The sequence below is a fragment of the Gammaproteobacteria bacterium genome, assembly GCA_015709695.1.
Lineage (GTDB): Bacteria > Pseudomonadota > Gammaproteobacteria > Steroidobacterales.
The window spans coordinates 382,778-402,658 of the sequence record CP054183.1; the positions used below are offsets into that span (position 1 = coordinate 382,778).

Sequence of the window (19,881 nt, forward strand, 5' to 3'; positions counted from 1 at the left end):
AGGCCAGTTCCGGCCCGCATCGGGGAGCAGAGGGAGCCGTCATGTCCGCCGACGAGAACCAGACCATCCAGGCCATGGAAGGCCACTTCCGCGAGATCATCACCCTGCTCGGCGAGGACGTGGGGCGCGAGGGCCTGGTGCGCACGCCCGAGCGCGCCGCCCAGGCCTTCCACTTCCTGACGCGCGGCTACCGGCAGAATCTCGACGACCTGATCAACGAGGCGGTGTTCACCAGCGACACCGAGGAGCTGGTCATCGTCCGCAACATCGAGATGTACTCGCTCTGCGAGCACCACATGCTGCCCTTCATCGGCAAGTGCCACGTCGCCTACCTGCCCGAAGGCAAGGTGCTCGGCCTGTCGAAGATCGCGCGCATCGTCGACTTCTTCGCGCGCCGCCTGCAGATCCAGGAAGTGCTCACCCGCCAGGTCGCCGAGACGGTGCAGAAGGCCATCCATGGCAGGGGCGTCGGCGTCGTCATCGAGGCCCAGCACATGTGCATGATGATGCGCGGCGTGGAGAAGCAGAACTCCATCATGACCACGTCGTGCATGCTCGGCAGCTTCCGCGACCAGCCGCAGACGCGCAACGAGTTCCTGGGGCTGATCCGCTAGCGGCAGCGGGCCCGGCGTCACGGCGCCTTGCCGACGATCCCGCCGATGACCAGGTTCGGCAGCCTGGCCTCATCCCAGTCGGTGGCAAGGGCGCCGGTGCGCACGATGACCAGGCCGAGCGAGGGCACCGCATAGACGCGCTGGCCGCCGAAGCCGTCGAAGTAGACGATGCCGGGTTCGGCGAACGGCGCGGACTGCAGCACACTGGTGCGTGTCTTGTGGTTGTAGTAGCGGTGCTCTTCGTACTGGTTGCCGAGCCAGGTGAGGTAACCGTAGTTGGGGTTGGCGGGTGAGGGCGCCTGGACGTCGCGGATCCAGTCCGCGGGAACGACCTGCTCGCCGTTCCACTGGCCGGCGTGGATATGCAGCAGGCCGACCTGCAGCCAGGAGCGCGCGGTGGCATCGAGGCAGCAGAAGAAGCGCGGGACGCCCTTCGCCTCCGAGTCCAGCACGATGGCGGCGTCGGTGGCGCCGATGCGCTTCCACAGCGCGTCGGACAGATAGCCGGCGTAGCGCCGGCCGGTGGCGCGTTCGAGGATCAGGCCGAGGACCTCGGGATTGATGCCGTTGTAGTCGAAGCGCGTGCCCGGCGCTTCGACAGCCGGCTCGCCGAGCGCGAGGGGGGCGATGTCCCCGCCCAGCATCAGCTGGAAGAACCCGCCCACGGGGTTGAGGCCGACGGTGGGGAAATCGATGCCACTCGCCTGGTGCAGCAGGTCACGCAGGGTGATCTTCGCGCGCGCGTCGCCGGCCCACTCGGGCAGGTAGCGCGCGGCGGGGTCGTCCACCGAGTGGATGAAGCCGTCGCGGATGGCGATGCCCACCATCAGCGCCAGCACCGACTTGTGCATGGACTGGGTCGGCGTGCGGGTGCCGGCGTCGTAGCCGGGGTAGTAGTGCTCGAGCTGGATGGCGCCGTCGTGGTAGACGATCAGCGCATGGCTGCCGGTCTGCGCGCCGTAGGCGATGGCTTCGTCGAGGGCGGCCGCGGCGATGCTGCGCGCGCCCGGCGCGGCGACCGGCAGCACGGCGGCGGGGCCGCCCGCGACGGTCTCCTCCGGTCCGCTGCCGCCGCCGAAGGGCAGGCGGACGAGGCGCGTGGTGAGGATGGGATCCGCGACGTACAGGGCGGCGAGACCCATGACGATGACGAGGACGAGGCCGACCAGCAGCCGCTTGATGATGCGCACCGTGCTTCCCCGTGAGGCAAGGACCGGGCGCCATGATATGCCGGCTGTGCGGGCGTCGCAGCGCCCTTGCGGCCGGGATCCCAAAAGTCGCTCCTCGTCATTCGCCTGGTTTTGGGACCCCGGCCTCCGGGCGAGCCGGCGCTTGCCCTGTCGGGACCGCCGTCACGCTGACGCAGCGTCCGGAGGCGGGGGCCTCCGAACAAAGCGAATGACGAGGAGCGACTTCGGAGGCCCCCGCCGCAAGGACGCGTCGGCCTCGCCGGTCTCGCAGTTTCGCCAGAGCGGTTACCCGATGCGGTTCCAGGCGTCCAGCGCCGCGGTCTTGTAGGCCTCGGCCAGCGTCGGGTAGTTGAACACCGAGTTGATGAAGTAATCGAGGCCGCCAGAGTGGGCCATCACCGCCTGGCCGATATGGATCAGTTCGGTGGCGCCTTCGCCGACGATGTGCACGCCGAGCAGCCGACGGTCATCGAGGCCGAAGATCAGCTTCAGCAGCCCCTCGTTGCCGCCCTGGATCTGGCCGCGGGCGGTCTCGCGGAAGCGCGCCACGCCCGTCTCGAAGGCGATGCCCTCGGTGCGCAGCTCGCGCTCGGTGCGACCGACGATGCTGATCTCCGGCACCGCGTAGATGCCGAAGGGAAACAGCTCCGGTGCGCAGTCGGCCTCGACGCCGAAGGCATGGCAGGCCGCCTTGCGGCCCTGCTCGGCCGAGGTCGAGGCCAGCGCCGGGAAGCCGATGACGTCGCCCACGGCGTAGATGTGCGGCTGCGTGGTGCGCAGGTGCTCGTCCACGGCGAGGCGCCCGCGCGCATCGGCCGCCAGGCCAGCGTTGGCGAGATCGAGGCCGGCGGTGGCGCCCACGCGGCCGGCCGCTACCATGACCAGGTCGGCCACCACGCGCCGGCCGCTCTTCATGCGCGTGACGACACGGCCGTCGGCGCACTTCTCGACCGCCGCCACGTCCTCGCCCAGGCGCAGCGCGATGCCGCGGTCCTGCAGGTCGTGGCGGAAGCTGTCGACGATGTCGGCATCGACGAAATCGAGGATGGTGCTGCGGCTGTCGATCAGGGTGATGCGGGTATCGAGGGCGCTGAAGATGGTGGCGTACTCCACGCCGATCACTCCGGCGCCGATGACCGTCATGGTGCGGGGGATGTCGCGGATGCCGAGGATGCCGTCGCTGTCGATGATGGTGACGTCGTCGAAGGGGATCTCCGCCGGGCGGTGCGGCACGGTGCCGGTGGCGATGACCACGTGGCCGGCGCGCAGCAGCTGCTCGTGCCCGGCATGGCTGACGACGCGCAGCGTGTGCGGATCGGTGAAGGCCGCGGCGCCGGTCACCACCGACACGCCGTTGCGGGTGAGCTGGTGGCGGATGATCTCGATCTGCTGGTGGATGGTGGCGCGCAGGCGCTGCATCAGGTCATCGGCGGTGATCTCGGCCTTCACCCGGTAGCTGCGCCCGTAGAAGCCCTTCTCGCGCCAGCCGCAGAGGTAGAGCACCGCCTCGCGCAGCGTCTTGCTGGGGATGGTGCCGGTATGGGCGGTGACGCCGCCGAGGATGTCCTGCCGCTCGATGATCGCCACGCGCCGGCCGAGCTTGGCCGCCTGGATCGCGGCGCGCTGCCCGCCGGGGCCGCTGCCGATGACCAGCATGTCGAAATCCTGCATCTGGGTGGCGCCTCTCGCGTGCCGCGGCCGGTGATGGCCCTCGCTGGACAGGCCATCGGCATCCGGCGCCACATCTGAAGAGGCGACGGCCGCGATGCCGGCGCGGATGGCCGGGGATGTGAACCAGGCACGGCAGCGGCGGCGCTGACGCCGATGAGAAGCGGTTATCGGACGGGCGTGGCCAGCCGTGGCAGCATCCCTGCCCGGGTGTGCCCGCGGGTGGGCGGTGTTGGTGACGGGGATGGCGCCATGAGCGATGGTGTAGGCAAGGCATTCGAGTTCGTGCGGCAGATGGTTGCCAACCTGCCGGGCAAGGACGTGGACCTGCCCGCCTTTCCCGACGTGGTGCGGCGCCTGCAGGTGGTGCTGGCCGATCCGCAGACCAGCGCCAGGGACCTGGTGGCGATCATCGAGTCCGAGCCGGTGCTCAGTGCGCGGCTGCTGCAGCTGGCCAACTCCGCGGCCATGAACGCCGCCGGCAACTCGGTCACCACCATCAAGCTGGCGGTCAGCCGCCTCGGCTTCAACCTCGTGCGGCTGACGGCGATGAACCATGCCATGCGCCAGATGGAGCGGCAGGAGGCGCTGCAGCCGATCCGTGCCGACCTCGGCGCGATCTGGAAGGCGAGCAACGAAGTGGCCGCGATCTGCTACGTCGTCGCCCGTCGCGCCTTCGGGCGCCAGCCCGACGAGGCGATGCTCGCCGGCCTGCTCCACGGCATCGGCGGGCTGTACATCCTCACCCAGACCCAGCGCCTGGATCCGGCGCTGCGTGCCGATCCGGAGTTCCGGTCCGTCATGCACGACTGGCAACCGCGTCTCGGCAAGGCGATCCTCGATACCTGGGGCCTGCCCGAGCGCATTGGCCTGGCGGTGGCGAGCCAGGACGAGCTGCTGAGCATCGGTCCGCAGGATCTGGAGCCGATGGCACGCCTGCTGTCGGCGGCCAAGCTGCGTCACCGCCTGGGCAGCGATCCGTCCCTGCGCAAGGACCTGCCGCAGGCCGACGACATCATGCGTGCCGTCACGCTCGGGCCGGCGACCTTCCTCGACATTGTGGCATCCAGCCACCAGGACATCGAGGAGATGCAGAGCCTGCTGGCCGCGTGAAGATCAAGATTAAGGTGCCGGTGTTACGGTTTCGGTAATTGCCTGAAACCGCCTGCGGGTGCCGGTGTTACGGTTTCAGGCAATTACCGAAACCGTAACACCGGCACCTTAATCCCGGCACCTTGATTCAAAATCCCCAGATGATGCTGGCGGTATAGAAGTCTGCGCCGTCGTTCTCCAGGTTGAAGTTCTCCCAGAGCGCCCGTGCGGTGATGCGGTCGGTGATGTGCCAGTCGAGGCCGGCACCGTAGGTGACTTCGATGCCCTCGTCGTCGGTGCCGCAGGCGTTGGCCGCGCACCAGTCGCCGCCACCGCCGAGGCTGGTGGTGCCGGACTGGTCCGCCATCCAGCGGAAGACGCCGATCTTGCCCACCAGCGAGAAGTGGTTGTCCATGAAGGGCAGGGAGCCCACGGCATTCACGCCGAATCCCGTGACATCGACTTCGCCGGAGCCGGAGAACGCCTGCCCGCCGCCTTCGCCGCCGTCGTAGCTGCCGGAGGCGCTGGTCTTCGCCGAACCGATATCGACATACTGGCCTTCCAGCGCAAAGTACTCATTGAACTGGAAGCCGCCGAAGATCTTCCAGCCGCTGTCGCTGTCGTCGACCTTGAAGCTCGCCGAGTCCGGACCCTGCGCGCGGATGGCATCGGCGAGCGCGCTCTGCGTGCCGACCTCGTCGTCGAAGCTGCTGCTGCCGATGCCGACGCCCGCATACCATCCGGCCTGCGCGGCCACCGGGAGCAGGGCCCCCGCGCCGAGTGCCAGGCTGATCGCGGCCGAGAGCGCATTCTTCTTCGCTGATTTCATGGACGACTCCCCCCTGAGGAGCGATGGACAAGGCGACTGTGAACCAGTATCACCGAATCGCCGTGGCGTTCACAACCGCGTGCCGCCGCGAGTTCCCGGTCGTCGATCAGGCACGTGCTGCCGCCAGCAGCTCCACCAGCCTGTCCACGTCGGCCACGTCGTGGGCCGTCGACAGGAAGCCGACTTCGAGCGGGCTCGGTGGCAGGTAGACGCCGGCCTGCAGAAGCTGGCGAAACAGGGCTGCATAGCGGTCGGTGAGACCGGGTGCAATCTGCGCCGGTGAGCGGATCACTCCGGGACGGGCGAGGCCACCGGGTATCCAGAAGATCGAGCCGACGCGGGCAACGTGCAGGCCGAGCGCGCGGACTCCGGATTCCAGCCTTTCGCCGAGCGCCTCGAGCTGCCGGTAGACCTCGCCGGCGTCGAGCACCTGCAGCGCCGCCAGCCCGGCCCTCATGGCCAGCGGGTTGGCACTCAGGGTACCCGCCTGGTACACGCGACCGAGCGGTGCGAACCCGGCCATCAGCTCGCGCGAACCGGCCACGGCGCCGACGGGAAAGCCGCCGCCGATGATCTTGCCCCAGGTCACGAGGTCCGGCGTGATGCCCGTGGCCGCGGCCATGCCGCCGAAGCCGACCCGGAAGCCGCTGATGACTTCATCGAAGATCAGCAGCACGCCATGCTGCGTGCAGAGTTCGCGCAGGCGCCGCAGGAACCCGGCCTGCTGTGGCAGCAGCCCGTGGTTGGCCGGCAGCGGCTCGATGATGGCGGCGGCCAGCCGCGGGCCATGCGTGGCGAAGCAGGCCTCGAGCGCGTCGGCATCGTCGAGCGGGGCCACCACGGTGTCGGCGGCGACCCCGGCGGGCACGCCGGCGCTGTCGGCGATGCCGCTGGCGGCCAGGCCCGAACCGGCGCGGATGAGCATGGCATCGGCATGGCCGTGGTAGCAGCCGGCAAACTTCAGCAGCCGCTCCCTGCCGGTGGCGCCACGCGCCAGCCGCAGGGCCGACATCACCGCTTCCGTGCCGGAGTTGACGAAGCGGATGTTCCCGGCCCAGGGCAGGCGTTCGGCGATGAACTCGGCGAGTGCCAGGGAGTAGGGTTCGGCGGTGCCATAGCTCCAGCCATCGGCGAGCGCATCGGCCACCGCCGCGGTGACCGGTGCCGGTGCGTGGCCGAGGATGAGCGGCCCGAAGGCCATGCAGAAGTCGAGCAGGCGCCGCCCCCCGGTATCCTCGAGCCAGGCGCCCCCGGCACGCCGCGTGAAGAACGGCAGGCCGCCCACCGCGCCGAGCGACCGCACCGGGGAATGCACGCCGCCGGGCGTGACGGCCAGGGCGCGGGCGAACAGCGCCTGCGGATCCGCTTGCGGTTTCATCTGCCGTCAGGCCAGCACGCCGCGTGCACGCCGCGCGGCGTAGCTGATGATCATGTCGGCGCCGGCACGGCGCAGCGCGGTCCAGGTCTCCCGCTGCATGCGCGCGGCATCCGCGAGGCCATGGCTGCCCAGCAGGTCGATGGCGGCCTGCTCGCCGCTGGTCTGGTAGGCAGCCCAGGGCAGGTCGATGCGCGAGGAGAGGTCCCGCAGCACGTCGAGGCAGGGCAGGCCCGGCTTCACCATGAGGATGTCCGCGCCCTCGTGCTCGTCACGCTGCGCCGACAGCCGCGCATCGCCCGGCCGCGCCGGATCGATCTGGTAGCTGGCGCGATCGTGCAGCGCGCCGCCGGCCGCCGGCGCGGAGTCGGCCGCGAGCCGGAACGGCCCGTAGAAGGCCGAGTGGAACTTCGCCGCGTAGCTCATCAGCAGGGTACGGGCGAGGCCCGCGGCCTGCAGGGCGGTGCGGATGGCGGCGATGCGCCCGTCCATCATGTCGCTCGGCGCGACGCAGTCGGCCCCGGCTGCGGCGTAGGCGAGGGCGCAGTCCACCAGCGCCGCCACCGAGGCGCCGTTGTCGACATGGTCGCGGGCCTCGTTGAGGAGGCCGCAATGGCCGTGGCGGGTGGCTGCGCACAGGCAGACATCGGCGGCCAGCCAGATGCGGTCGCCGAAGCGCCGGCGCAGGGCGCCGATCTGTGCCACGGTGAAGCCGTGGTCGAAATCCCGGTCGCGCTTGCCTTCCGGCACGCCGAACAGCAGGAACTTGTCGACGCCGGCGGCGATGTCGGCCTCGACCTGTCGGGCGAGGGACTCGGGCGTGTCGCGCCACACGCCGGCCAGGCCGGGCACCGGCTCGCGCGAGGCCAGTCCTTCGACGACGAACAGCGGCTGGATCAGCTTGCGTGGATCGACATCGATCTCGCGCACCAGCTCGCGGGTGGCGGCGGTCAGCCGCGTGCGGCGCAGGCTCAGGCCAGCCATGTTCGCCACTCCTGGCGGGATGGAAAGGCATGCAGGTTGGCGACGCCGGCGGCGCGCAGCGCCTGGAAGGTCTTGCCGGGCCCGCAGGCGTGATGCGGATCCGGCGGCAACCAGTCGCGCAGCGCGCGGAACTGCGCGGCACTGCCCCAGTAGAAATGCGTGGCCTGCGCCAGCCGGCTGCGGATCTGCTCCAGCACCGCCGCATCATCGGGCGCGTGGATCGCGTAGCTGGCCCGCACATCGCCGACGCCGCTGTCCTGCCAGCTTGCGACCGCGTCCTCGCGCGTCAGCACGGTCCATGCCGCCAGCGGCGGCAGGCGCAGCACGGGTGCGGCGAGCAGCGTGCCGATGGCCGCGAAGCCGAGCTGATCCGCGCAGCCCTCGATCCAGATGCCGCGCCGGGCGAGGCGTCGCCAGCTTTCCACGCCACTGACCCAGACCCGCGTTGCCGCCGGCAGCGTGGCTCCGGCGGGCAGGGCGCGCCAGTGGGCGAGGAAGAGCGCGGGCGGCTGGCCGAGGCGCAGCGCCGCGGCAGGTTGCAGGCGGCTCGCGCCCACCCAGTCGGAGCCATCCCAGGCACGGGCGCGCCGCGGTCGCGGCGGTTGGCGCCAGGCGAGCCGGCGGTACGGGCGCGATGGCGCGCCACCCGCCATGAACAGCAGGGTGCCGCAGTTCGCGTCGGCCAGGCTGCTGGCGCCGAAGCCCTCGCGCTCCGCCTCCGGCAATGCCGCCGCCAGCGCGAGCTCGCGCGCCACGCGCCGTGCCGTGGGCGCGTGGTGCAGCGCCGCCAGCAACGCGGCCACGCGCCCGTCGTCGTCGCGGCAATCGATGCCGAGGGCGCCCTGGCCCGCCGCGGTCGGGCAGGCCGACAGCGGCAGCACCATCAGGCGCGTGTCCTGCAGAAGTGGCGCCAGCGCCGCATGCCCGTCGCGGTCGCCCCAGAGGCGCTCGAGCCCGGCCAGTGCCAGCACCGCGCCGTCGAGCGCCTGGGGATGCGAGCGCGGAAGCTGCAGCCGCGCCGCCCGCTGCTCCACGGGACCGCGAAGCGGCGCGAACGCCAGTTGCGGCGGCTGCCTGCCCAGACGTGGCAGGGCCTCGCGCAGGAAGTCGCCGGCCAGCGCAGCGCGCCTCGTCGAGGACGTGCCGATGCGCAACGTCTGGTCGCTGGCGAGGAGATCCGTCACGCCGGCACGGAACAGGACCACATCGCGCGGGTCCCCGCGTTGCGGGATGGCGGCCTGGCGGATGCCGGGACGCGGAGCGAGCGGCAGGTCCTTCAGCGAGTGCACGCAGAGATCGACCTCGCCCGCGCGCAGGGCATCGTCGAGTTCGGCGGAGAAGAAGCCCGGGTCGGCGACCTCGGAGAGCGGCGTGGCGCGATCGCGGTCGCCGCGGGTCCCGATGGTGACGAGTTCCAGCGGCTGGCCGGGATCGGCGGCGCGCAGGGCCCGCAGCACCAGACGGCTCTGGGCCACGGCGAGCAGCGAGCCGCGCGTACCCAGGCGCAGTGTGGAACGCCGTGGCATGGGCCTCAGCCGGCGACCCGTTGCGGCCAGCGCGTCATGCCTGTGGCGCCGGCAGCGGCCGCAGCCCATGCGCGGGCGCGCTGCCGGCAGTCCTGGCGGGCGCGCTCGACCTGCAGCGAGCGGATGCGGTCCTGCGAGCGGCGCAGGTCGAAGACATCGTCGAGGTCGTAGCCCCTGACGGCCGCGGGCCACGGCTGGCCGCTGCCGCGTCGTCGCCCGAGGTGGACCAGGGTCTGTGCCGGGCCGGATTCGAGCCAGTCGAACCACTGCCTGTCGTGGGTCGGGTCGGCCGGTGTGGTCATGACGACGTGACGCGACCAGCGGGCCGCCTCCGCCCCGGCATCGGCCGGGAACACGCGGCCCGCCGCGGCGAAGGGCGCGCCTGCCGGCCGCCGGCTCCAGGTGCCGATGGCCTGCGCGCGGAAGAACGGCAGCAGGGAACGCGCCAGCTCGCCCGCACCGACGATGAGCAGCGGTTGTGCCGGAGCGGGAGACAACAGGCGACGCACCAGCCCGCCGTAGGAGGCGCCGCCGATATGCGTGAGGCGCGCGCTGCGGATGGCGCGGGTGTTCTGCAGCAGCGCCGCCGCGACCGGGGCGAGCGAACGCACGGCCGGCGGCGGCGCACTGTCCCGGAACGCCTCCCAGGCGCGGCGAACCTGCCCGAAGACATTGGTTTCACCCGGGATGGCGCTCAGCAGCCCGCAGGCGAATTCCAGCAGGAAAGCGTAGGCGCCGCCGCCCCGCTGCAGCTCCGGCGGGCCGAGCGCGGTGATGGCGTGCGCCGCCGCCGGGTCGGCTGCGACCAGCACGCTGCGCAGGCAGGTATCGATGCGCCAGGCGTTGGCGATACCCGTCGCCCCGCCGGGCGCCAGCGCGGCAGCCGGCCAGTGGCCGACCACCAGCGTCGCCGACGGGGCAGGCGCCACATGCTGGTTCATGCGCGCTTCGCCGCCGCGGCCTCGACCTCGGCGAGCCAGGCATCGTCGGAGCCCTCGGCAACATCGTCGAGCAGGAAGGTCGAGAGATAGCGCTCGCCGGTGTCGGGCAGCATGGCGAGCAGCACCGATCCGCGCGCGGCCTGCCGTGCCACCTGCAGGGCGGCCGCCAGCGTCGCGCCGGCGGAGAGGCCGACGAAAATGCCTTCCTCCGCGGCCAGCCGGCGCGCAGTGGCCTTGGCATCCTCGTCGCTGACCGTCACCAGCTGGTCATGCAGATCGCGGCTCAGCACCCCGGGCAGGAAGTCCGGTGTCCAGCCCTGGATGCGGTGCGGCTTCCACTCGGCGCCACCGAGGAGCGAAGCGCCGGCGGGTTCGGCGGCGATGATCTTCACCTCGGGGCGTGCCAGACGCAGCACCTCGCCGGCGCCGGTGAGCGTGCCGCCCGTGCCCCAGCCACTCACCCAGTAATCCAGCCGGCGGCCAGCGAAATCGCGCAGGATCTCCGGGCCGGTGGTCTGGCGGTGATAACCCGGGTTCGCCGGGTTCTGGAACTGGCTGGCGAGGAACCAGCCATGCCTCTCGGCCAGCTCCTCCGCCTTGCGCACCATGCCGGTGCCGCGCGCCGCAGCCGGTGTCAGGATCACCTTCGCGCCATAGGCGCGCATCAGCTTGCGGCGCTCGATGGAGAAGGTCTCCGTCATCACGGCGACGAAGGGATAGCCGCGGGCAGCGCAGACCATGGCCAGCGCGACACCGGTGTTGCCGGATGTCGCCTCGACCACCGTCTGGCCGGGCCGGATCAGGCCGCGCCGCTCGGCATCGTCGATGATGGCGAAGGCGAGGCGATCCTTGACCGAGCCGGCCGGATTGAAGGCTTCGATCTTCACGTAGAGTTCCACGTGCTCCGGCGCGAGGCGGTTGAGGCGTACCACCGGGGTTTCGCCGATGGTCTCGAGGATGCTGTCGTAGATCATGAGGCTCTCCTGTAATCCGCAAGGGTGTGGGTGGCCAGCCTGGGCGCCAGCGAAATCGTGTTGCCGACGAGCATAAGCGTCGCTGCCCCGGCCTGCCGGTCGGCGGCTGCCCTGGTACCGGTGCCGGCGCCGATGCTCGCCAGCGTGCCGGTCACCACGGCCTGGCCCGGCAGCGTGGCGTTGCGGATGACCGCAGCGGGGGTATCCGGTGAACGCCCGTGCCGCAGCAGCGTGGCCGCGACCTCGGCAATGCGCTGGCCGCCCATGTAGATGGCCAGCGTCGAGTCGAGCGCGGCCAGTCGCGGCCAGTCCGCGCCGCTGCCGCCCGCGGCGGCCGTGGCGGTCACCAGGGTGACCGCCGTCGACAGGCCGCGATGCGTCAGCGGGATGCCCGCTGCGGCCGCGCAGGCACTGGCCGCGGTGATGCCGGGGATGATCTCGAAGGGCAGGCCGGCTGCCGCCAGCGCCAGGGCTTCCTCGCCGCCCCGGCCGAATACCAATGGGTCGCCGCCCTTGAGGCGGCAGACCCGGGCACCGGCGCGCACGCGCTCCACCAGCAGCTGGTCGATCGCCAGCTGGCTGGTGGACACCTGTCCGCCGCGCTTGCCGACGTCGATCAGCTCGGCTTCGCGTCTTGCGGCACGCAGCAGTTCCGGCGAGACCAGCTGGTCGTGGATCACCACATCGGCCTCCTGCAGTGCCCGCAGTCCGCGCACCGAGATCAGGCCGGGATCGCCGGGGCCGGCGCCGACCAGCCAGGCGCGGCCCCTGGCCCCGGCAGGGGCGCCACCGGCCAGGGAGCGCGCCGCCAGCACATCGGCGGTCTCGTGGTCGCCACCGAGGACGGCATCGGCTGCCGCGCCGGACAGGATGTCCTCCCAGAAGGCGCGGCGCGCGGCGGTCGTGGGCAGGGCGCGGCGCACGCGCTCGCGCCATCGTCCTGCCCAGCGGGCCAGCTCGCCGAGCCGGGCCGGCAGCCACTGCTCGAGCCGCTGGCGCAGCAGGCGCGCCAGCAGCGGTGCATGGCCGCCGCTGGAGACGGCGACGATGACCGGCGGACGCTCGACGACCGCCGGCAATATGAAGGAGGAGGCGTGGCCGTCGTCGACCACGTTGCAGAGCCGGTGCAGCGCGGCCGAGGCAGCGGCCACCGCCGCATTCGTGGCCTGGTCATCCGTTGCGGCGATCACCAGCAGCGCGTCGGCCAGCAGGGAGGCGTCGAACGGCCGGCGCTCGATGCGCAGGGCGCCGTCGCGGGCCATCTCCCCGAGGTCCGCGTGCACCTCCGGCGCATTGACGGTCACCCGGGCGCCAGCCCGCAGCAGCTCGCGCGCCTTGCGCAGGGCCACCACGCCACCGCCGACCACCAGGCAGGGCTGCCGGTCGATCCTGGCGAAAAGAGGGTAGTACTCCATGCGGCTTTCCTGGCCTGGCGGGTCCATCAGGGGCGGCCACGATAGGCTGCTCCGCCGGCCTGGAAAAAGATTGATGGCTTCTTGGTTTATGCCATTGTGGAATATGACAGGAACGCAAAAATCTACGTGACGCCTGTCAGGCCTGTTAACAGCCGGTTATATACTGCGCGGCCCGTACTTCCGGGGTGCCAACGCCCGCAGAGGCTGCCATGACGCTCCAGCAACTCAAGTACCTGCTCGCCATCGCCGACAGCGGCCTCAACATCACCGCGGCGGCGGAGAAGCTCTTCACCAGCCAGCCGGGCATCAGCAAGCAACTGAAGCTCCTGGAGCAGGAGCTCGGCGTGCAGCTGTTCACCCGCAAGGGCAAGTCGCTGGCCGCCATCACGCCCGCGGGGCGCGATGTCATAGCCCGGGCCCGCAAGATCGCCCGCGAGGTGCAGAACATCCGCAGCCTGGCGCGCGAGATGTCCGGCGAGCAGGAGGGCACGCTCGCCATCGCCACGACCCACACCCAGGCCCGCTACGTGCTGCCGGATGTGCTGCGCGTGTTCCGCGAGCGCTATCCGAAGGTCAACCTGGAGCTGCACCAGGGCACTTCGGAGCAGATCGCCGAACTGGTCGCCGCCAACCGCGTGGATTTCGCCATCGCCACCGGGTCGCTGCAGCTGTTTCCCGGCCTGATCATGCTGCCCTGCTACCAGTGGGACCGCATCGTCCTCGTGCCCCGCGGCCATCCGCTGGCGAAGCAGGCAGCACCCGTCGACCTCGGCATGCTGGCCGAGCACCCGCTGATCACCTACGTGTTCAGCGCCACCGGCGAGTCCTCCTTCAAGGAGGCGTTTGCCGCCCAGGGACTCGAGCCGCAGGTGGTGTTCACGGCACGCGACGCCGACATCATCAAGACCTACGTGCGCATGGGCATGGGCGTGGGCGTGGTGGCCTCGATGGCCTACGAGCGTGCCGACGAGAAGGACCTGGTGGCGCTGGATGCAGTGGGCCTGTTCCCGCGCGTCACCACCTGGCTGGGTTTCCGGCGGGACACCGTGCTGCGCGGCTACATGGTGGATTTCGTCTCGCTGTTCTCGCCGCAGCTGACGGCGGACCTGGTGCGGCGCGCCGCCGGGCTGGCGACCCAGGCCGAGGTCGATGCGCTGTTGGCGGACCAGGCCCTGCCGCTGCGCGCCGGTGGCCAGCTGCCATCGCGGCGCGCGTGAGCGCCCGCGCCTGCCGGGCGCCTACAGGCCCGACAGGTTGATCTCGTGCAGGCCGCACTCGCGCTTCAGTCCGTTGAAGCGGGTCTCGTCGATGTGGCCGACTTCCTGCAGCGGCCGCGTGCTGTGCACGTCGCCGATGGAGACGTAACCCTGCTGCCACAGCGGGTGATAGGGCAGGCCGTTGGCTTCGAGGTAGCGGTGCACGTCGCGATCGCTCCAGTCGGCGATGAGGTGCACCTTCCAGCGCTCGCCGCCCGACCAGTCGAGGATCTCCACCCCGGCCCGCGTGCTCGCCTGGCTGCGGCGCAGGCCGGCGAACCAGGTGCCCACCCCGAGCTGCCGCAGCGCCCGCTCCATGGGTTCCACCTTGTTGTCGCGGTTGTACGCCTCGATCCCGGCCAGTCCCTGTTCCCAGCGTCGCCCGAAGCGCGCCTCCTGCCAGGCCGGGCTGAGCGCAGCGCGGTAGATCCTGAGATCGAGTTCGAGCCTGGCGGCGAGCTGGTCGACGAACCGGTAGGTCTCCGCAAACAGGTAGCCGGTATCGATGAAGATCACCGGGATGCCAGGGCGCAGGCGACTCACCAGGTGCAGCGACACCGCCGCCTGGGCACCGAAGCTCGAGGTCAGCACGTGCTCGCCGGGCAGATTTGCCAGCGCCCATTCGACACGCTGCTCGGCCGGGCATCCGGCGAGCAGCCGGTTGCAGTGGGCGACAGCCAGCCGACGCGCGTCCCCGTCACCAGCGGCATGCAGGCGGATGGCCTCGGCCAGCGAGGGCAGCGGCAGGGATGGCTCGGCAAGGCGCTGGGCGCTCGAGGTGGACATGAAGGATGCTCTCCGGCATGGGTGCTGCCCGGTCTGTACCGGGCGCTTCGTTGATGGCCTCTCGCGGATAACGTACAAAGAAGGCCGTGCGCCGGGAACGTCGTTGTCGTTATCCTCCCATAACCCGGCCGAATGAATCCGCGGACCATCCCAGAGGAGTCGATGCCATGGCCACTTCCGTAACCCGTCGCGCCCTGCTCCAGGCAGCACCCGTGCTGGCAGGGAGCGTGTCGCTGGCCGGACTGCCGCGCGCGGCGTCGGCGCAGTCATCACCCTCCGGGGCGCGGGCCATGACCGGCATCCGCCTCTCGGGCAACGAGAATCCCTACGGTCCCGGTCCGGCTGCCCGCAACGCCATCGCGGCGGCGATCGCCGACAGCTGGAAGTACCCGATCGCCGAGGAGATGGCGCTCAAGGCGCAGATCGCCGAGCGCGAGGGCCTCACGCCACGCCAGGTGCTGATCGGCGATGGCTCCTCGGAGATCCTGCACATCGCCGGCCTGCTGGCGGCGGCGGACCAGGGCGAGGTGCTGACCGCCGTGCCGACGTTCAACGTCACGGCCGCGCATGCCAGGGCCATGGGCGCGGCGGTGCGCGAGGTGCCGCTAGACGCTCGCATGACCTACGACCTGGCTGCCCTCAAGGCCGCGGTCTCGCCGGCGACCCGGCTCATCTATATCTGCAATCCCAACAATCCCACCGGCACCATGCTGCCCGGTGCGGCGCTGCGCGCCTTCATCGGCGGGCTGCCGCCGGCGGTGACCGTGCTGGTGGACGAGGCCTACCTGGAACTCACCGCCGACATGCAGGCCGAGTCCATGGCCTCGCTGGTCCCGGCGAACGGCAATGTCATCGTGGCGCGCACCTTCTCCAAGCTCCATGGGCTCGCGGGCCTGCGCATCGGCTACGCGCTGGCCCGCCCGGACATCATCGAGCGCATGGCGCGCCTGAAGCTCACCGTGGCGGGCAGCCTGGGCCTGGTGGCCGCGGCGGCCAGCTACGCCGACCTGAAGTTCCAGGCCGAGAGCCGCAGCCGGATCGCCGAGGGTGTGGCCATCACCACGGCGGCACTGGACGAGCTGAAGCGGCCGTACGCCCCGACACGGGGCAACTTCGTCTTCTTCGATTCCGGCAAGCCGGCGGGGGAGTTCCTCGGGGCCATGCGCCAGAAGGGCTTTGCCCTCGGTCGCCCGTTCCCCCCCTACACGAACTGGTGCCGGGTCAGCATGGGCACCGTGGAGCAGATGAGCGCTTTTGCCGCGGCGCTTCGCGAGCACTACGCCTGAGGGCGGTGGCCACCACGTGGACCCGCGGCTGCCTCGTGGATCCGGTCTACATTTCGCGCCGGCGGTCGGGTACCATTTCGCCGCCCGATCACCACAACTCGATGGATCCCGCCCCGGCCCGAGGGGGCGAAGCGGTCCACCAGCGGCTGGCACATGACCGAGACCTTCAAGCTCATCTACGGCGCGACGAAAATGCGCCTCGGCTTCCTGATCGCCGCCTGCACCGTGGCCGGCGTGGTGATGAGCCCGGAAAACACCCTGAGTCCGCTGCAGCTCACCGTGCTCGGCCTGGCGGTGCTGGCCTCGTCCTCGGCAGCAGGCGCCTTCAACCAGTTCTACGAGCGTGACATCGACGGCATCATGACCCGCACCCAGTCGCGGGCCTTCGTCACCGGCCGCCTGCATGCCGACCGCGGCTGGCTGGCCGGCATCGTGCTGACGCTGCTGGTGGCGCTGGTCGCCGCGGCGCTCGCCACCAACTTCATGGCGATGTTCTACGTGTTCCTCGGCGCCTTCACCTACGGCGTCGTCTACACCATGTGGCTGAAGCGGCGCACCTGGCTCAACATCGTCATCGGCGGCCTGGCCGGCACCTTCGCCGTGATGGCCGGTTCCGCCGCGGTGGGCGCCACCTTCGAGCCGGCGCCGCTGATCCTGGCCGTGGTGCTGTTCCTGTGGACGCCGCCGCACTTCTGGGCGATGGCGCTGGCCTGCAAGCGCGACTACCAGCGGGCCGGCGTGCCGATGCTGCCCACGGTGGTGAGCGACACCGTCTCCACCCGCGTCATCCTCGCCCATACCGTGGCGCTGGTGCTGCTGTCGCTGCTGCCGGTGGCCTACGGCATGGGCTGGATCTACCTGCTGTGCGCCGCTTCCGGCGGCGCCTACTTCGTGCATTCATGCTGGATGCTGGTGCGCAAGCCCAGCGTCGCACAGGGCTGGCGCACGTTCGCCGCCTCCATCGTGCAGCTGGGATTGCTCCTGACCGGCGCGGTCGTCGACGCGCTGGTTCTGGGCTGATCCCGTACAACCCGCAACTTGACGCCATAACGGCGGACCGGGCACGATTTGCCGCAGCGTGCGCCTGCCGCGGCCAGCGGCATTCGCGGATTGCCCGGGCGCGCATCCAATACAGGGGGAATTTGCATGACGCGTAGGACTTCGCTCATCAGCAGGTCGGTCGGACTGGCGCTCTCGGGCGTGGCGGTGTTCGCGCTGTCCACGGAAGCCTGGTCGCAGATCGACGAGATCGTCGTCACCACCCGCAAGCGCGAGGAGGACCTGCAGCAGGTCCCGGTCGCGGTGCAGGCGATCACCGCCCAGGACATCGAGCGCAAGGGCCTGAACACCCTGCAGGACGTGGTCAGGCAATCGCCCAGCGTCATCCTCGACCAGGGGTTCATCCCGCAGGACACGCGCATCGTGGTCCGCGGCCTGTCGCCGACCCGCGGCCGCCAGAACGTGGCGGTGCTGATCGACGACATCGACATCTCCAGCGAGTCCATCGGCACCTCGGGCGGTTCGCTGCTCATCAACCCGGAGCTCTTCGACCTCGAGCGGGTCGAGATCATGAAGGGCCCGCAGAACGCGCTGTACGGCCGGGCGGCATTCGCCGGCGCGATCAACTACATCACGAAGAAGCCCGGCGACGTCTTCGAGGCCAACGCCGGCACCGACATCGGTTCCGACGGCCAGCTGATGCTCAAGGGCACCGTGAGCGGCCCGCTCTCGGATACCCTGGATGCCGGCGTCACCGCCATGCACTGGAACCACGACGGGTTCTACACCAATTCCTATACCGGTGAGCGCACCGGTGGCAAGGACGGCACCGGTGTCGCCGGTACCCTGGTCTGGAAGGCCACCGATACCCTGAAGCTGACCGGCCGCCTGGAAAACCTCAACGACCACTTCGACGTCACGCCCTACGTCATGATCCGCTTCCCGACCGGCCAGGTGCCGAACCCGGCGAAGCCGCAGTTCAACTACAACTTCCCGGTGCAGCGCACCGCAGCCGATGGCAGCGCGGTATGGTGCAATCCGGCCTGCCCGGGTGCACCGGGAACGCTGGCCCCGGTGATCACCACCGCCGGTTTCTCCGGCTTCGTGCCGGGCGCCAGGGGCAAGCTGCCGGACGCCGACTCGCAGATCCTCACCCTCAGCGAGGACGCGACCACCTGCCCGGACACCTATCCGTCCACGCTCGCGGGTTGCCGGAACTTCCCCGGGACCGATCGCGACGTCACCCGCTTCACCCTGACCCTGGACTGGGAAGCGGACGCGGTGGATTTCAAGTCCCTGACCCATTACGCGACGGCGGACTCGAAGCAGGTCGAGGGTTCCGAGGAGGTCAGCGCCGCCACGGCCAGCACCGTCGGCATCGCCCGCATCAAGAACGACACGGACCTGCTGAGCCAGGAATTCCGCGTGCTCTCGAAGGATGACGGTCCGGTCAGCTGGGCCGCCGGCGCCCTGTACTGGCGCGAGAAGTCCCGGGTGGAGGACGGCAACGGCACCTGTTACGACTACCAGGGCTTCCCCGGACCACTGACCGGCATCTGCGGCCCCTTCCTGAAGAACATCGTCGACACGGGCCTGCTGCCTCCGGGTTCGGTGACGCCGCTCGCCGATCCGAGCCGCGTACCGCTCAATCCGGTGCTGTGGGACCGCGACACCGACCACTTCTCGATCTACGGCCTGGTGGAATGGCAGTTCCTCGAGCAGTGGAAGATCGCCTTCGAAGCGCGGCAGACCTGGGAACAGATGCAGATCCAGGGCCCGGACCGCGGCATCTCCCTCTGGGATCCTTCAGGTGTGTATCCCTGCGGCCTGGCACCGCCCTTCACGGGCCGCTGCCCGTCCATCGGGCCTGGAACGACGGACGTGGATGGCCCCGGCCCGGGCGGCTTCTCCACCTATGCGGCGGGGCTGACGAGCCGGGAACTCGGAACGGTGGATGACCAGTTCTTCGCGCCGAAGGCGACGCTGACCTGGACGCCCACCGACGACATGCTCTACTACTTCTCCTGGGCCGAGGCCTACAAGCCCGCCGGCATTTCGCCGTTCACCGGCGGCGCCGGCGCCTTCGACCCGGTCGGCAACAGCTTCAAGCAGGAAAAGCTGCAGAACTGGGAACTCGGCGCCAAGACCAGCTGGTTCGATCGCCGCCTCATCGCCAACCTGACCGCCTTCTTCGAGGACTTCAAGAACAAGCAGGTCGGCACGCAGGTCGAGGTGGGGGGCGTGCTGGTACCGCGCACCGTCAATGCCGGCCAGGCCGAAGTCTGGGGCACGGAACTCGAGCTCACCTGGTTCGCCACGGACAACCTGCATTTCAACCTGGGCTACACCTGGCTGGATGCCGAGTACACCGAGTACCTGAACAAGGCGCAGACGCCGGCGACCCTCGGTTACGTCGGCAATTGCGTGACCACCGTGCAGAGAAGCAGCACACCGATTGCGGCGGGTCCCTACGCGGGGATGCTGCCGTCGGCCTGCGTGCTCGACTACTCGGGCAACAAGCTGGAAGGTGCGCCGGAGAATGCGCTGGTTGGCGGCGCCCACTACCAGCGTCCGCTGGCGGGTGGCACGGACTGGTTCGTGGAGGGTGACTTCCAGTACCAGGATGACCGCTTCACGTCGGCCGACAACGCCATCATCCTGCCCTCCTACTGGTTGTTCAATTTCCGCGCGGGCATCAGCAACCAGCAGTGGGACGTGGTGGCCTACGTCGACAATGCCTTCGACGACGAAACCTTCCGCACCGGTTTCTCCGATGTCGATGCGCCGACCTCGCAGACCTCCGGCGGCGTCTTCTACAACCACGCCACGGTGATCATGCCGGACCCGCGCACCTACGGCCTGCGGGTGAACTACCGCTTCGGCGCCGAATAGGCCGGGCCGGATCGTGACCGGAACGGGGCCGCTTGTCGGCCCCGTTTCTTTTTC

The 19,881-nt window shown here is 70.3% G+C and carries 16 protein-coding genes; 6 read left to right on the forward strand and 10 right to left on the reverse strand.

Translation table 11 applies throughout. From position 1 onward, the window contains the following. The first annotated feature begins 41 nt into the window (after positions 1-41). Positions 42-614 carry a GTP cyclohydrolase I FolE gene (gene folE / locus HRU81_01840; GenBank protein ID QOJ30947.1) on the forward strand — a complete coding sequence of 191 codons (573 nt, stop codon included), beginning with the start codon at positions 42-44 and terminating at the stop codon, positions 612-614. Between the two features lie 17 nt (positions 615-631). Here the strand turns inward: folE and HRU81_01845 are convergent, their stop codons facing one another. Further along, a complete protein-coding gene (locus tag HRU81_01845) occupies positions 632-1,804 on the reverse strand; it encodes a serine hydrolase (protein ID QOJ30948.1) in 1,173 nt (390 codons plus the stop codon). A 285-nt stretch (positions 1,805-2,089) separates the two neighbouring features. After that, complete coding sequence (sthA, locus tag HRU81_01850) at positions 2,090-3,475, reverse strand: Si-specific NAD(P)(+) transhydrogenase (protein ID QOJ30949.1); 1,386 nt, start codon at positions 3,473-3,475, stop codon at positions 2,090-2,092. Between the two features lie 249 nt (positions 3,476-3,724). Between sthA and HRU81_01855 the strand changes: the two genes are divergently transcribed. Further along, the gene (locus HRU81_01855) at positions 3,725-4,585 is read left to right on the forward strand and encodes an HDOD domain-containing protein (GenBank protein ID QOJ30950.1); all 861 of its coding nucleotides are present in this window, start codon (positions 3,725-3,727) and stop codon (positions 4,583-4,585) included. A gap of 127 nt (positions 4,586-4,712) precedes the next feature. Here HRU81_01855 and HRU81_01860 read toward each other — a convergent pair whose 3' ends face one another. The 7 genes from HRU81_01860 to cobA all read right to left on the reverse strand — a co-directional run bounded on the left by HRU81_01860 (position 4,713) and on the right by cobA (position 12,608). Then, positions 4,713-5,393, reverse strand: a complete 681-nt coding sequence (locus HRU81_01860) for an outer membrane beta-barrel protein (protein QOJ30951.1) — start codon at positions 5,391-5,393, stop codon at positions 4,713-4,715. Between the two features lie 106 nt (positions 5,394-5,499). Then, entirely contained in the window at positions 5,500-6,771 is a 1,272-nt protein-coding gene (locus HRU81_01865; protein ID QOJ30952.1) for a glutamate-1-semialdehyde 2,1-aminomutase, read from the reverse strand. Positions 6,772-6,777: 6 nt separating this feature from the next. Then, the gene (gene hemB / locus HRU81_01870; GenBank protein ID QOJ30953.1) at positions 6,778-7,752 is read right to left on the reverse strand and encodes a porphobilinogen synthase; all 975 of its coding nucleotides are present in this window, start codon (positions 7,750-7,752) and stop codon (positions 6,778-6,780) included. After that, positions 7,740-9,278: a hypothetical protein gene (locus tag HRU81_01875; GenBank protein ID QOJ30954.1), complete on the reverse strand. Its 1,539-nt coding sequence runs from the start codon at positions 9,276-9,278 to the stop codon at positions 7,740-7,742. The genes hemB and HRU81_01875 overlap by 13 nt, the downstream gene beginning before the upstream one ends. Positions 9,279-9,283: 5 nt before the next feature. Then, positions 9,284-10,219: a hypothetical protein gene (locus tag HRU81_01880; GenBank protein QOJ30955.1), complete on the reverse strand. Its 936-nt coding sequence runs from the start codon at positions 10,217-10,219 to the stop codon at positions 9,284-9,286. Beyond that, positions 10,216-11,193 carry a cysteine synthase A gene (gene cysK / locus HRU81_01885; protein QOJ30956.1) on the reverse strand — a complete coding sequence of 326 codons (978 nt, stop codon included), beginning with the start codon at positions 11,191-11,193 and terminating at the stop codon, positions 10,216-10,218. Before cysK ends, HRU81_01880 begins: the two co-directional genes overlap by 4 nt. Next, the gene (cobA, locus tag HRU81_01890) at positions 11,190-12,608 is read right to left on the reverse strand and encodes a uroporphyrinogen-III C-methyltransferase (GenBank protein QOJ30957.1); all 1,419 of its coding nucleotides are present in this window, start codon (positions 12,606-12,608) and stop codon (positions 11,190-11,192) included. The genes cysK and cobA overlap by 4 nt, the downstream gene beginning before the upstream one ends. 209 nt (positions 12,609-12,817) lie before the next feature. On the opposite strand from cobA, the gene cysB reads away from it, so the two are divergent. After that, the gene (cysB, locus tag HRU81_01895) at positions 12,818-13,825 is read left to right on the forward strand and encodes an HTH-type transcriptional regulator CysB (GenBank protein ID QOJ30958.1); all 1,008 of its coding nucleotides are present in this window, start codon (positions 12,818-12,820) and stop codon (positions 13,823-13,825) included. 21 nt (positions 13,826-13,846) lie between these two features. Here the strand turns inward: cysB and HRU81_01900 are convergent, their stop codons facing one another. Beyond that, entirely contained in the window at positions 13,847-14,650 is an 804-nt protein-coding gene (locus tag HRU81_01900; protein QOJ30959.1) for a phosphoadenylyl-sulfate reductase, read from the reverse strand. A gap of 167 nt (positions 14,651-14,817) precedes the next feature. Between HRU81_01900 and HRU81_01905 the strand changes: the two genes are divergently transcribed. From HRU81_01905 to HRU81_01915, 3 genes are all read left to right on the forward strand, one after another. Then, positions 14,818-15,936 carry an aminotransferase class I/II-fold pyridoxal phosphate-dependent enzyme gene (locus HRU81_01905; protein QOJ30960.1) on the forward strand — a complete coding sequence of 373 codons (1,119 nt, stop codon included), beginning with the start codon at positions 14,818-14,820 and terminating at the stop codon, positions 15,934-15,936. A 153-nt stretch (positions 15,937-16,089) separates the two neighbouring features. After that, positions 16,090-16,956 carry a protoheme IX farnesyltransferase gene (cyoE, locus tag HRU81_01910; GenBank protein QOJ30961.1) on the forward strand — a complete coding sequence of 289 codons (867 nt, stop codon included), beginning with the start codon at positions 16,090-16,092 and terminating at the stop codon, positions 16,954-16,956. A 126-nt stretch (positions 16,957-17,082) separates the two neighbouring features. After that, positions 17,083-19,827, forward strand: coding sequence for a TonB-dependent receptor (locus HRU81_01915; GenBank protein ID QOJ30962.1), 2,745 nt, complete (start codon positions 17,083-17,085; stop codon positions 19,825-19,827). Positions 19,828-19,881 lie beyond the last annotated feature (54 nt).

Bases quoted from the DNA above. Each gene is read 5' to 3' on its own strand.
- HRU81_01860 (QOJ30951.1), bottom strand. From the start codon at position 5,393: ATGAAATCAGCGAAGAAGAATGCGCTCTCGGCCGCGATCAGCCTGGCA.
- cobA (QOJ30957.1), bottom strand. From the start codon at position 12,608: ATGGAGTACTACCCTCTTTTCGCCAGGATCGACCGGCAGCCCTGCCTG.
- cysB (QOJ30958.1), top strand. From the start codon at position 12,818: ATGACGCTCCAGCAACTCAAGTACCTGCTCGCCATCGCCGACAGCGGC.
- HRU81_01900 (QOJ30959.1), bottom strand. From the start codon at position 14,650: ATGTCCACCTCGAGCGCCCAGCGCCTTGCCGAGCCATCCCTGCCGCTG.
- HRU81_01855 (QOJ30950.1), top strand. From the start codon at position 3,725: ATGAGCGATGGTGTAGGCAAGGCATTCGAGTTCGTGCGGCAGATGGTT.
- folE (QOJ30947.1), top strand. From the start codon at position 42: ATGTCCGCCGACGAGAACCAGACCATCCAGGCCATGGAAGGCCACTTC.
- HRU81_01875 (QOJ30954.1), bottom strand. From the start codon at position 9,278: ATGCCACGGCGTTCCACACTGCGCCTGGGTACGCGCGGCTCGCTGCTC.
- cysK (QOJ30956.1), bottom strand. From the start codon at position 11,193: ATGATCTACGACAGCATCCTCGAGACCATCGGCGAAACCCCGGTGGTA.
- hemB (QOJ30953.1), bottom strand. From the start codon at position 7,752: ATGGCTGGCCTGAGCCTGCGCCGCACGCGGCTGACCGCCGCCACCCGC.
- cyoE (QOJ30961.1), top strand. From the start codon at position 16,090: ATGACCGAGACCTTCAAGCTCATCTACGGCGCGACGAAAATGCGCCTC.
- HRU81_01905 (QOJ30960.1), top strand. From the start codon at position 14,818: ATGGCCACTTCCGTAACCCGTCGCGCCCTGCTCCAGGCAGCACCCGTG.
- sthA (QOJ30949.1), bottom strand. From the start codon at position 3,475: ATGCAGGATTTCGACATGCTGGTCATCGGCAGCGGCCCCGGCGGGCAG.
- HRU81_01865 (QOJ30952.1), bottom strand. From the start codon at position 6,771: ATGAAACCGCAAGCGGATCCGCAGGCGCTGTTCGCCCGCGCCCTGGCC.
- HRU81_01915 (QOJ30962.1), top strand. From the start codon at position 17,083: ATGACGCGTAGGACTTCGCTCATCAGCAGGTCGGTCGGACTGGCGCTC.
- HRU81_01880 (QOJ30955.1), bottom strand. From the start codon at position 10,219: ATGAACCAGCATGTGGCGCCTGCCCCGTCGGCGACGCTGGTGGTCGGC.